12 protein-coding genes are annotated in these 12,644 nt (G+C 52.9%); 9 read left to right on the top strand and 3 right to left on the bottom strand.

What is annotated here, in order from left to right; all coding sequences use genetic code 11:
* Position 1 precedes the first annotated feature (1 nt).
* Positions 2-490: a TRAP transporter small permease gene (locus tag FKP33_RS09620; protein WP_141334743.1), complete on the bottom strand. Its 489-nt coding sequence runs from the start codon at positions 488-490 to the stop codon at positions 2-4.
* A 53-nt stretch (positions 491-543) separates the two neighbouring features.
* Entirely contained in the window at positions 544-1,569 is a 1,026-nt protein-coding gene (gene dctP, locus FKP33_RS09615; RefSeq protein WP_141334741.1) for a TRAP transporter substrate-binding protein DctP, read from the bottom strand.
* A 281-nt stretch (positions 1,570-1,850) separates the two neighbouring features.
* On the opposite strand from dctP, the gene FKP33_RS09610 reads away from it, so the two are divergent.
* The 8 genes from FKP33_RS09610 (at position 1,851) to FKP33_RS09575 (ending at position 10,785) form a co-directional block, all read left to right on the top strand.
* The gene (locus FKP33_RS09610; protein ID WP_141334739.1) at positions 1,851-3,212 is read left to right on the top strand and encodes a hypothetical protein; all 1,362 of its coding nucleotides are present in this window, start codon (positions 1,851-1,853) and stop codon (positions 3,210-3,212) included.
* Between the two features lie 261 nt (positions 3,213-3,473).
* Positions 3,474-5,078, top strand: a complete 1,605-nt coding sequence (locus FKP33_RS09605) for a spore germination protein (protein ID WP_141334737.1) — start codon at positions 3,474-3,476, stop codon at positions 5,076-5,078.
* Positions 5,026-6,147, top strand: coding sequence for a GerAB/ArcD/ProY family transporter (locus tag FKP33_RS09600; protein ID WP_127605922.1), 1,122 nt, complete (start codon positions 5,026-5,028; stop codon positions 6,145-6,147). Before FKP33_RS09605 ends, FKP33_RS09600 begins: the two co-directional genes overlap by 53 nt.
* Positions 6,116-7,345, top strand: coding sequence for a Ger(x)C family spore germination protein (locus FKP33_RS09595; RefSeq protein ID WP_141334735.1), 1,230 nt, complete (start codon positions 6,116-6,118; stop codon positions 7,343-7,345). Before FKP33_RS09600 ends, FKP33_RS09595 begins: the two co-directional genes overlap by 32 nt.
* A 41-nt stretch (positions 7,346-7,386) precedes the next feature.
* Positions 7,387-7,596, top strand: coding sequence for a CLC_0170 family protein (locus tag FKP33_RS09590; protein ID WP_054798949.1), 210 nt, complete (start codon positions 7,387-7,389; stop codon positions 7,594-7,596).
* A 159-nt stretch (positions 7,597-7,755) separates the two neighbouring features.
* Positions 7,756-8,907, top strand: coding sequence for a type III polyketide synthase (locus tag FKP33_RS09585; RefSeq protein WP_141334733.1), 1,152 nt, complete (start codon positions 7,756-7,758; stop codon positions 8,905-8,907).
* Positions 8,900-9,634 (top strand): methyltransferase domain-containing protein, encoded by a 735-nt coding sequence (locus tag FKP33_RS09580; protein WP_127605928.1) that lies wholly within the window; start codon positions 8,900-8,902, stop codon positions 9,632-9,634. Before FKP33_RS09585 ends, FKP33_RS09580 begins: the two co-directional genes overlap by 8 nt.
* A 2-nt stretch (positions 9,635-9,636) precedes the next feature.
* Positions 9,637-10,785 carry an NAD(P)/FAD-dependent oxidoreductase gene (locus FKP33_RS09575; RefSeq protein WP_141334731.1) on the top strand — a complete coding sequence of 383 codons (1,149 nt, stop codon included), beginning with the start codon at positions 9,637-9,639 and terminating at the stop codon, positions 10,783-10,785.
* A gap of 283 nt (positions 10,786-11,068) precedes the next feature.
* On the opposite strand, the gene FKP33_RS09570 is transcribed toward FKP33_RS09575, so the two are convergent.
* Positions 11,069-11,326, bottom strand: a complete 258-nt coding sequence (locus FKP33_RS09570) for a hypothetical protein (protein WP_127605932.1) — start codon at positions 11,324-11,326, stop codon at positions 11,069-11,071.
* 242 nt (positions 11,327-11,568) lie between these two features.
* Between FKP33_RS09570 and FKP33_RS09565 the strand changes: the two genes are divergently transcribed.
* Complete coding sequence (locus FKP33_RS09565; RefSeq protein ID WP_258313422.1) at positions 11,569-12,501, top strand: LLM class flavin-dependent oxidoreductase; 933 nt, start codon at positions 11,569-11,571, stop codon at positions 12,499-12,501.
* Positions 12,502-12,644 lie beyond the last annotated feature (143 nt).

The raw sequence follows: 12,644 nt of genomic DNA, 5'->3' as shown, positions 1-12,644 counted from the left end.
ACTATTCTCCTCCGGTTTGTTCTTTACGGGCAGCCGTTCGATAAATCCTTTGCATAATCCGAAGCGATAGGAGTGCATAACCGAATGGCACGAGGAAATAAACATACCCCATCTTGATCTGAAGGGAAGGCGAATGCTGATCGACAATCATGTTCTCTATGGCAACTTCGCAGCCGATTTTTATCATAACGATGGCAAACAGGAGCCAGATCACATTCCGCAACAGATCGACTATACGATTCGCCGATTGGGGAAGCAGTGTCGTCAGCAGTTCGACTCGAAAATGCCGGTTGTACTTGACCCCTAAACTGGCCGAAAGATAGACTAACGCGACGAACAAATATCTGGCTAGCTCTTCGGTCCAATCGAGCGGAAGATTAAGGAAGTATCGGAATATGACTTGTAGAAACAACAGGACTGAAATGACGGATAGGAGGGAGGCGGCCCAAATCTCCTCAAAATAACGGTCAAGCTTACTTAGCCATTTCATATGGACACCCCTCGAAACTTGAATTTATCTGAATGGCTTGGCGGATCGAAGCTTCATTTCACTGCATCCATAATTTTCGGCAGCAAATCTTTACCGATTTTGTCTGCATACTTTTCATTAATGGACTGGACCGCTTTACGGAACCCATCCAACTCTTGCGGCGACAGCTCGGTGATCTTCATTCCATTGTCCTTCAACAGCTGCAAGGCAGCGGTTTCCCTTTCACGATTGATCTTGACCTGTTGTTCGGCTGCGGTCTCGGCCGCTTTACGGATTATTTGTTGGTCCGCTTTACTGAGCGAATCCATAAACTTCTTGCTGGCCATCAGCGGTGCGGGACTATAGGTGTGATTGGTCTTCGTTAAATATTTTTGCACCTCATAAAATTTGGTGGCCGCAATCTGTCCATACGGGTTCTCCTGGGCATCGACCGTTCCTTGCTGAAGAGCGGTAAAGAGCTCTGTGAAGGCCATCGGTGTCGGTTTCGCCCCCAATGCTTTCCACGTGTCGACGGTCAACGGATTCTCCGCTACCCGGACCTTAATATCCAGCAAATCTTTAACCGATTTAATTTCGTGCTTGTTGTTTGTCAAATTGCGGAATCCGAGCTCCATATAACTTAAACCGGCATAGCCCCTGGCCTCGCCGCTGTTCAGAATTTCCATGCCGACCGGGCCATGGAGAAAGCGGTCGACTTGTTGTTCGTCGGCAAATAAAAACGGCAAATCGTACGCCGTAAAGGCCGGGACAAAATTGCCTAATGCCGATGGAGAGATGATGGCGGCCTGAACCGTTCCGATCTGAAGCGCTTCAGCGAGCTCACGGTCGCCGCCCATTTGACCGCTGTGAAAAATTTTGACCTGAAGACTATGATTGCTTTCCTGTTCCACCATTTCCTTGAACTTGACCAAGCCTTCATACAAGGAATGCTGTGAATTCACTGATGTTGCAAGGTTCAATACTTTGGCTTCTTGCTTCGTCCCGCCGGTTTGCGGTATTTGGGAACTTTTGCCGCTGCAGCCGGAGAGGATTAAACCGAGTATGCCCAAAACGCTCATTGACCGAAACCACATGTTCATGTGGACTTCCCCCTTAGAAATGACTTTGGATTGAGAACTGCCGTGCCCGTCTTCGTAATACTCTAGAATCTTAGGGGTTAAAAAATCTGAGACTGGACAAAGCACCTATACCCCAAAATGTATTCGCTTACATTTATGATTATGATAAATGCCATGCACTCAAAAAAGACAACATAACTAATATTAAGTAAACTATATTTTTCGACGCTGGCTTGATTCAAGGAAATAAATGCTAGTACAATAGAACAAGTTCGATTCAGGAATGGGGAAAGGGTGGCTGCATGAAGCTTCTAACGGTTCAAGACGCAATAGCTAAAGTCAACGCCTGGTTCCATATTCCAGTCACACATGACGTGATCCATAGCGGTATTTACCGCAATTCGGAGCCTAACCAGACGCCCTATTATCAGGTTGAGCTGGAGTGGAATAAACAAGGCGAGCCTGCGCTGGACGACGACGGCTTGGTGAACAAGCAGACGATACGAGCCGAATTGGATGCCGTCTCAGGCCATATGATCGCATTTTACCGCCATGAGTTCAGGAAGAACGGCAAAGACCAGAAGGCAGAAATGGACAATGCCTTATATGCCGTCGTCTTTCCGTACGTTCTTCAATGGATCGGCAAGTTAGGCTTGCCCATTTCGGAATCGGAGCTGGAGTTAAAGAGGAAGCAGGTCATCGACGGCGATCTGTATGAGTTGGATTACGGCAGGCAGTACGCGGGCATTCCTGTGCGTAATTTTGGGACGTTCAACATCAAGCTGGATCAAGCGTTCGGTCTCGTTCATTTATTTTGCAGATGGGATGCTTGCATCTTCGACGATCGCGTAATACCGATAGCGCCGGATGCCTTCAAGCTGCAGTTTGATTCGAAGCAATTGATGCTGTACTATATGAGGATGCTTTCATCGGAACATCCTTACTATATGTGGAAAGAGGATACGTTCGAGGCCGTCTCGGGACGTCTGGTCAGCGCGGATCGAGGGGAGTTGACCGAAATGATAGATTTGCAGCCAACAAAGCCGCAGCGCCGTCAACCGGTCAAGTTTGTGCGTAAACCGATATTTTCCGCGGATCAGTATGAGGCTTTAAGGGTAAGCGATCATGTGACCGAGGTAGATCCTTGTGCGCCGCATCCTTTTTTTCCCGTACTGTCGGATGAAGAGGTGATCAAAGCCAAAGACATCGCCGTCTCCTATTTGCAGCAGCACATGAGCGAAGAAACGTGTCAGTACGCCTTTATTCGCAAGGAAGGACATGAAGTGGCAAGGAGCATGCAGGGAAATCGGCTTCAGGTTGAGATCCAACGCCTGTACAACGGAATACCTGTCATTGGGGGAGCCGTCCGTTTGTTTATAGATCGCGATAGTTGGGAGCTGAACCATGTCATGGACGGCCTGGAATTTTGGAAGATGGCCGCCAAATCTAACGTCCTTGCATATAAAGAACCCCGAATTGCAATGGAAGAAGCATGGAGTAAACTGAAAGGAAAAGTCGAATTGAACCTGCATTACAGATTGGAGGAGGGCGTTCCGGCAAACGAAACAAAACGCGCGATCTTGGTCTACACGCTGGATTGCGATTGGATTTGCAATGCCGTTACGGGAGAAGTGACGAAGCTGGCTCTTCCAAGCACTCCTTAAAATGATCACGGCGAGGGCCGTATCCGTTCTCCGGCAGCCTGCATACTATGCGGGCTGTTTGTGTTTTTCCAAGTTCTACATATTTCCATTCAAGCCAGGTCATACTATGGAAAGTCGATCGGTTCAGGCTTATCTTTATCTGGAGGAGGCAGGGCATTGTTCTTCTGGCAAAGATTTAAACATAGAAAACCGACAAAAAACAATAGGGGAAGCCGCGGTACAAGTTCCCCGTCCGCAGTTTCTGATAAGCCGGAGCTCCAAATGAAGATTCAGACGGAACTGGAGGATACGATTCGCTTGCTGGAATCGCTGCTTGGAGAGAACGAGGATCTCATCATGCGGCGTTTTCATATTTTCGGCGATCACCCGGCCATCCTGATGTATTTCTCCAATATGGCGGATCAAGCGGCAATCAACAGCGAGATTATGAAGTCTCTCATGTATGTGCCATCGCATCTGGAGGGTAAGGAAATTCAACCGGAACGCTTGAAGCATGTGCTGCTTTACGATTCGCTCCACCACAGCAAAGGAACCTTGGAGAGCAAGGTGTCCGTCATTGTTGACGGTGTGCTGCGCGGACAGACCGTTGTAGCCGTACAGGGATTCGATGAGGCCATCTTGCTGGATACGGCTAGCGTGACGAAGCGGACGGTCAATCAACCCGAGACGGAGCAGGTCATCCGCGGACCGCGCGAAGGGTTCATTGAGCAGCTTGAAACGAACATCGCGCTTCTGCGTTACCGCTTGCCGACGCCGGACTTTCGTATAAAAATGACAAAAATCGGCCGGATTACGAAGTCACGGGTGGCGATTTGCTACCTTAAAGGAATCGCGAACGACGCTCTCATCCAGGAAGTTCAGAACCGGCTGGCCGTCATTGACATTGACGGCGTGCTGGATGTGGGCTATTTGGAGCAATTCATCGAGGATAATCATTATTCCCCGTTTCCTCAGGTGCAAAATACGGAGCGGCCCGATAAAGCGGTGGCCAATATGCTGGAGGGCCGCGTCATCATCATGGTGGACGGCTCGCCTTTTGCCTTAATAGCACCGACGGTATTCAGCCAGTTTTACCAGACGACCGAGGACTACTCGGAGCGGTTTGTCATGGTCAGCTTCATTCGATTGGCCCGGTTGCTCGCGCTTGCTTTCTCTTTGATTACACCTTCTTTGTATGTCGCGATTATTTCCTACAACCCGGAGCTGATCCCAACGGAGTTCGCCGTTGCCGTGTCAGGCGGGCGTGCGGGCGTGCCTTTCCCTTCGGTGGTCGAGGTGCTCGTTATGGAGGCGTCGATGGAGGTGTTGAGGGAGGCGACTTTACGACTGCCTCAGCAAATCGGGGGGGCCTTGTCGATTGTCGGCGTTCTTGTCATCGGACAAGCGGCTGTCGCGGCCGGTTTTGTCAGCCCCATCACGGTCGTTACGATTGCGCTCACGACTATCGGCTCCTTCGCGACGCCCGCTTACAATGCGGCTTTGGCGCTTCGCCTGCTGCGGTTTCCGCTTGTGGTTTTGGCCGGGATGTTCGGTCTATACGGCGTTATGGTCGGATTAATACTCATTGCCAATCATATGCTTTCCCTCCGCTCGTTCGGCGTGCCTTACTTGAGCCCGATCGTGCCTGGCAATTTTGAAGGGATGAAGGACACGGCGATGAGGGCTCCGCTGTGGTCAATGAAAAAACGTCCTGCGCTCCTGCATCCGCCCAATCAGAATCGGCTCGGGGATGATGTCAAAGAAAAGCTGGATCAATCTTATCACAATACGCTGGATCCGCTAAAAGTCGGGAACGAGAAATGGGGGGAAGCAGATGGAGTATCCACGCCAAGTGACCGTCATTCAAGCGACCGCGGTATTGATTAGCACCATCATCGGTGTTGGCGTACTGCCGCTTCCACTATTTGCGGCTCGTGCCGCCGACACCGGAGCGCCGCTCGTCACGCTGCTCGGTATTTTGCTAGCCTTCACAGGCTTGTGGACCGTGACGAAGCTCGGTATGCGCTTTCCGAATCAATCGATTATTCAATACAGTGAAGTCGTCTTGGGCAGATGGCCGGCATGGCTTGGCAGCATCCTGATCATCGGTTTTTTCTCGCTGCTTACGTCTCTGGCCGCACGCGAATTCGGGGAGGTGGTGATCACTTCCGTATTAAGGAAAACACCGCTTGAGGTTACGGTTATTGTCATGCTGCTGCTCGCGACGCTGTCGTCACGAAACAACCAGACGACCTTTACCTATATTCATCATTTTTATTTGCCGCTGATCGTGTTCCCTTGTATCCTGATCGTGGCGTTATCGCTCAAGAACGCGCAGCTTACCAATCTACAGCCTCTTTGGGGCAACGAGCCCCACGGCATGCTGTCGGGCATGTTGACGATTGCGGGGTTGTTTCAAGGCTCCTTCATTCATACGATCGTTATTCCAGTCATGCGCCGTCCGGAGAAAGCGATGCAGGCGAGCGTCTGGGGCATGATCATTGCGGGGGGGCTGTATTTCAGTATCGTAACCGCAGCGGTCGGGGTGTTCGGTCCGGAAGAAACGAAGCTGTTGTTATGGCCGACGCTGGAGCTGGCCAAAACCACAGCGCTGCCCGGAAATATTCTTGAACGCTTGGACGCGGCCTTTCTTGCAGTTTGGGTAACCGCGGTTTTTACAACGCTGTTCTCCAGCTACTATTTAACCATCCGCGCGATTAGCAGGCTGTTCCGGCTGCGCGACCAGAAGATGCTCTCCTTATTTATATTGCCCTTCCTGTTTGTGCTGGCCATGATACCACAGAACATCTTGCATATGTACGAGATTATTGTAAGGGTCGGACAATTCGGATTGTTGATCACGATCGTCTATCCGATGTTCCTGCTGCTGGTCGCGGTAATCCGAAGGAAGAGGGGGGAGATGCATGACCGTATGCCGACTGAGCAAAACGGCTAGCCTGCTGCTCGTCTTCCTGCTGACGATTCCGATGCTCACGGGCTGCTGGGATCGTCAGGAGATTGAGGAGCGGGCCGTCGTGCTTGGCATTGGCATTGATACTGCCGATCCGGAGGAGAAAAAGGCGGACGAGGAAATATCTCACCTGAAAGGACAGATTCATGCTTCGGATACCGGTATGGTGAAGGTTACCGTCCAGATCGCCGTCCCCGGTCGAATACCGCTTGGACCTGGAGAAAGCGGGGGCGGGGGCGGAGGAAAAAGGACGGTTTGGGTCGTGGATGCCGTCGGGTTTACCATCGATGATGCCGTCAACGCTTTACAGCAGCGGGTCTCGCCGCCGTTATTTTTCGGCCATCTTCGCATCATCGTCGTATCCGAAGCCGTGGCCAGACTCGGCATGCAGAACTTGAACGATTACTTTCGGCGTAATCCGGAAGTGCGCAGATTGAATTGGATGTTCATTTGCAAGCAAGAAGCTTCGGATATTATGTTTGCCTCGCCGCAGCTTGAACGTGTGCCTTCCCTTTATCTCATGACGACGATGGATCAAGCGGTCAAGATGGGACGGTTCCCTAACGATTTTCTAGGTGTTTTCTGGAATGCTTCTTCTTCCAAGGGGAGAGAGGGATTTTTGCCGTATGTGGAACTGAAGAAGGAACAAAATATACAGATTAGCGGCATGGCCTATTTCAGAGGGGAAAAATTAGTAGGCATCTCCAAACCTATCGAGGTTCCGCTATACATGGGAATCACGGGCCTCAGTCTGGCCGGCGGGCAATCGTTCGTGAGAGTGCCGGGCACCAGGGACTACTTCATGTATCAAGTCAGAAGCCGGAAATCAACGAAGAAAGTACGGATCTTAAACGGGAAGCCCGTCATGAACGTCACGATTTCCCTGGAAGGCAACCTGCTGAGTAAATCGAACGAATCGGTTCAGCTCAGCAATGACGTCATCCATGAAATTGAACAGCAGCTAGAATCGCAGCTGCTGACTGGCTATCAGCGATTCATCGCGGATACCCAGAAGAAAGGCTCCGATATCTTCGGATTCGGCGAATACGTGAGGGCCAAAAAACCGGCCTATTGGAACCAGCATGTGAAGACGAAGCAAGCCTGGCAAAACGTATACAAAGAACTTCAAGTCGAGGTCAAGGTCAACATCCATGTTCGCCGAATCGGGATGAAGGCTACCTAGCTGCGAGGGACTTTCGTACATCAAAATAAGGGGGAGGTACAATGGCTACGGGCCTTGCGATCGGCTATGAAAATTTTACGATTTTTTTGCTCCTGCTGTCGGGTTGGTTTATTCTGCAATTTGATGTGAAAGGATATGCGCAAGCGAAGATGTGGAAGGAACATAAAGTCGCGCAAATACTCGGATGGTTCAACCTTATTCTAGGCGTGGCCATTCTGGCAGGGCATTGGATATATGAGCGAGTAAAATGATGGATCAGCAGCTCCGACTACAGGGGCTGCCTTTTTTCGTAAGATGGAACCAGAACCGTCATAATGTGCAAATGGCATGAATACACATAGGAAAGCATGCAGCTTATCCGTCATTATCACGATGTTATTGAACATGGCACGAGGGGATGGAGGCCGGAAATGGAATACGCAGATCCAATCATTGCGATCTTGGGAATAGGTACTGCTGTGCCGGATTATCGCATCGAACAAGCCGAAGCTGCTCAAAGATTAGCTGAAGCATTGAAGGATAGGCCCGACTCTGCGCGCTGGGCAAAGCGAATATTCAAGCAATGCGGAGTGGAAACCCGTTACACTTGTGAACCTAACCTGCTGGAGTCCGCCTCCGATTGCCGTTATTTGCCGCGAACATCCAACAAAGATGTGCCGACGACCGAAGCGCGTATGGAAACCTATAAGCGACAGTCCGTTCCATTGGGACTCCAAGCTGCGAGACTGGCCCTCTCGGAGGGAGACATGGACGCTTCGGATATTACCCATCTGATCACGGTCAGCTGCACCGGGCAATTCCTGCCGGGAATGGATACCGCATTAGTCCGCCAGCTGGGACTCGCTCCCACCGTGAACCGGATTGCGCTTCATTTTTTAGGCTGTGCGGCGGGCTTGAAGGCCGTTTGCCTATCCAGGCAAATTGTGGCCGGCCAGCCGTCCGCCAACGTATTAATTGTGTGTGTGGAGTTATGCACGCTGCATATTCAGCCTTCCAGCGAGCGGGAGCACCTATACGCCGCTTCGTTCTTTGGCGACGGAGCATCGGCTTGTATTGTCGGTACCGCCGGACCTCACCATAGATCGATCTTTCGGTTACATGAACCTCATTCCGTCCTGCTGCCGGACTCCTCCGAAGAAATGGTGTGGGAAGTAGGCGATTATGGCTTTGATCTTTATCTTTCCAGCAACATTCCCAAGCTGATAGGCCGTATGATACCGGCAGAAGTAGAGCGTTTTTTGAACGGAGAGATCAAGCCGGATTTATGGGCAATTCATCCCGGCGGCCGGGGGATTGTCGATACGCTGCAAGACAAGTTGGGGCTTACCCATGAGCAAACCCGCTCAAGCCGAACCGTACTTCGCGAGTATGGGAATGTGTCTTCGGCGACCATCTTGTTCGTGCTTAACGAGATGAGACGGGAGCTGCAAGTCCTCGGCTCCGGACCAGCGAACGGGATAGCCCTCGCCTTCGGTCCCGGCCTGACCGCGGAGATGATCAAGTTCGCTTATGTCCCGTCCGCCAGTATCCAGAAACAGCTTGCAGGCGGTGCCTATGTGTAAAGCGCTTCGTCAGCGGACCGAAGAGCCCGAATTGATGGATGACTTGTCTATGGGGGGGCCCGAGCTTCGCGAAGCCTTGCAGCATCTTCGCGTGCTGAACCGGATCTTCGCCGCCGCCGCGCCTACGCTGTACGGCGTGCGGCGATTATGGATGGAAGCGGGCCAACCGGACCGCTTATCCATCCTGGATATCGGGGCAGGGTCGGGGGATGTCAATAAGCATCTGCTGAGATGGGCGGATGCGAACCGGATCGATCTCAGCGTCACGTTGGTGGATATCACCGAAGAGGCTTGCGAAGAGGCAAGGCTCTTCTTTCATGACGAACCGCGGGTACGGGTCATCAGACGTGATTTGTTTGAGCTGCCGGAGGCAAGTGCGGATGTGACGACGGGGACGCAGTTTGTCCATCATTTTGCGGCAAGCGAGCTGCCCAAGGTTGTAGCAAGCATGTGTAAGGCATCCCGGCTGGGCGTTGTGATCAATGACATTCATCGGCACTGGCTCCCGTGGGCCGCGGTATGGCTTACGGCGCGATTGATTTCCAATAACCGGTATATTCGAAAAGACGGACCGTTGTCCGTAGCCAAAGGGTTTCGTGCGGCGGATTGGAAGGAACTTAAGCATGCGCTGGGCGTATCGGACATGTTCTATGCCTGGAGGCCGTTATTTCGGTATGTAGTCGTCATCGGAACAAGAAGAGCTCATTCCATCGACGGAGTTGAATAGGGATGAAGGATCGCATCCGGGATGTAGCGGTTGTTGGCGCGGGGATCGCCGGCAGCAGTTTGGCCAAAGCTTTAGCGGACAGAGGGTGGGATACGGTATTAATCGACCGGCAGCGGTTTCCCCGGCATAAGGTTTGCGGCGAGTTTCTTTCCCCTGAATCCCGACAGATGTTGAACGCGTTTGGGTTGCGCAGCCACGTTGAAGCGCTTGACCCCAGCTTGATTAACCGGACACGCTTAATCTTCAACCAGGGGGATGCCATAGACATTCCTCTGCCCGGCACGGCTCTCGGGGTGAGCCGCCATTCGCTGGACCCGGCTCTCCATCACGCTGCGCTAGGCGCAGGCGTACAGGTGCAGACCGCCGCAGCGGTTAAATCCGTGTATCCCCATGACAGGGGATATTCGTTGGAGACGATACAGGCGGAGGGAAGTATCACCTACCAGGCTCGCGCGGTTATCGCTGCATGGGGTGCCAATCGGCAGGCGGGACTTCCGGGTTACCGCTCGGCCGGTTCAACCAAGCATTCATATATTGGCGTGAAATCCCATTATCGGGGGATCGACATGGAGCAGGTGGTCGAGCTCTATTTTTTCCCCGGAGGTTACCTGGGCATATCGCCCATTGAAGGCGGACTCGTCAACGTTGCGGCCCTGCTGAAACGGCAAGCTTCTCGCAGCGTCGACCCAACGATTGTGGGAATGATTGACGCCGCGGCCCGCGCCAACCCGAAGCTTTACTTAAAGCTGAAGCAAGCCGTTCCAGTCCCCGGTACGCAGGCGGCGGTTGCCCCGGTGAATCTAAACCGCAAGCCGGTTGCCTGGGATTTGATTCCCCATGTAGGCGACGCGGCAGTCATGCTCCCGCCGCTCTGTGGAGACGGCATGTCGATGGCGTTGCGTTCGGCCCGATTGTGTACGCCGCTTGCCGACCGCTATCTGCGCGGGGAAATTTCACTTTCCCGTTGGGAGCGGGAATACACGCAGTCCATTCATCGGGAATTCAAGCGTCCCCTACGGTGGGGACGTCGGCTTCAATGGCTGTTCGACGCACCCGTTCTGCCCCGGCTGCTGCCTGGCTTGGCGCAGCTTCTGCCTGAGCTCGCGTCCGGGTTGGTCCGAGCGACCCGATTAAGAGAAACCGATACCTAGGCATCGCATCAGTTATCGGGAAATCCGCCGTCCAGTCGGACGTAAACCGAGCCATCAGCACAATTTGAGAACAACTGTGTCACGCTATGTAATGCGAAGACCCCTCGAAGGGTACTTCTGGCTTCGTTGTGGACTCAGGCATCGGAAAGGGAAGGGCATAGGGCGTCAATCGGGGTACACAGGCTTCTTTCTCTTTAAAGCAGGAACATTTGTGCTGCGGCTAAGCGCACAAAGTTCCTGCTTAGTCATGTTGATTAAAGCTTGACCTTCGGCAGCTCCATGATCATTTCGGGGCTTTTTTCTTGCGGGTTTTGACTTGAGCTGCGGCTACGCCCAGTGGACCTGGGCCAATACCCGGGCTTGGGCAAAATTCATCTTTAACCGTAAACGTAAATACATGGTGAGGAACGGGGACGCAATGATGCCGGTTGACGATCTCGATGGGGTGGACGATTTCCACAACCTGCGGGTGGAAAAAATCTTGGAAAATCACTCTAGGCGGGTCAAAAATCTGACTAGCCGGACATTTCGGGCAATGCATAGTACATTCACCTCGTCGGATAAGTTTTCAATACATTACCTGTATATGTGGGACCTACTCCGCGCGCTTGTTCGTTTGTCCAGTATGTGCGGATTTTGTCTCGGTCTCTAAACTTGCCTATTTGATCAAATCGTGTTAGAACAGTTACAATACAGCTAATCGTTTGTACGAATACCGGTTAAGACTACGGTTTAAATAAACAGGAGGGGTCATCCATCATACAGCCTTTGAACCTACAACCTTTGAAGCTTAGCGTATTGGATCTGGTGCCCGTGTTCGGCGGGGCGGATGCCTCGTATGCCCTGGGACAAGCGCTTGAGCTTGCTCAAGCCGCAGAACGGCTCGGCTATACCCGTTACTGGGTCGCCGAGCATCATGACATGCCGGGGCTTGCGTGCACATCCCCGGAAGTGCTGCTGGCGCATATCGGAGCGCGGACGGAACGCATTCGTCTCGGTTCAGGGGCGCTGCTGCTGCCGCATTATAAACCGTTGAAAGTCGTCGAGTCGTTTCACATGCTCGCCAGCCTATACCCGGGGCGCGTGGATCTTGGCCTAGGCCGGGCGCCAGGCGGTTCGGCTCACGTGAGCATGGCGCTGAGCGGCAACTTTCTTGAGAATGTCCGGAAGCTGCCGGAATCGCTGCGCGGAATCACCGAGCTGCTGCAAGGGAACTACGAATGGGAAGGAGAGCCGGTCACCGCCCGGCCGACTCCGCCCGTAACGCCCGAGCCCTGGATGCTGGGAACGAACCGTAAGAGCGCGGCATACGCCGCCGAATTTGGAACGGGCTACGTGTTCGGCCAATTCATGAGCGATTTGGCCGGGGAGGATGTTTTGCCCGCTTACCGGGAAGCTTTCGTTCCTTCCCGCCTATGTCCCGAACCCCGCGCCATCGTTGCCTTAGGTGTCGTTTGTGCCGACACGGAGGACGAGGCGAAGCAGCTCGCGGGGGCGGGCGACGCCTTGTTCCCCAACGAGGGCGACACGCTGGAGCCGTCTCCGCTCGCAGACCGTAAGCTGCTGGTCGGGACGCCGAACGAGGTGAAGGCCCGGCTGGAGCAGTTATCGCTGTTGTACGGTGTGGATGAAATCATCATCGTCACGATGATTCCGGATTACCGGAAGCGGCTTCGCTCTTATGAGCTGCTGGCCGAAGCCTTCTGGAACGCATAAACAAGTGCGTCAGCACCAACAAACGTAGTCGGACTGCTGCGGTACGGTCCGACTACGTTTGTTTGGCTTGCGCCCGCGAAATTAAAATAGCTTTCATCCTTTTGCCCAGTCATCTCGTTATATAAAATGATGAACCGGCCGTC

Source organism: Paenibacillus sp. tmac-D7 (assembly GCF_006519665.1).
Lineage (GTDB): Bacteria > Bacillota > Bacilli > Paenibacillales > NBRC-103111 > Paenibacillus_G > Paenibacillus_G validus.
The sequence above is the reverse complement of the archived record's forward strand: the minus strand, read 5'-3'. Positions and strand labels throughout refer to the sequence as shown.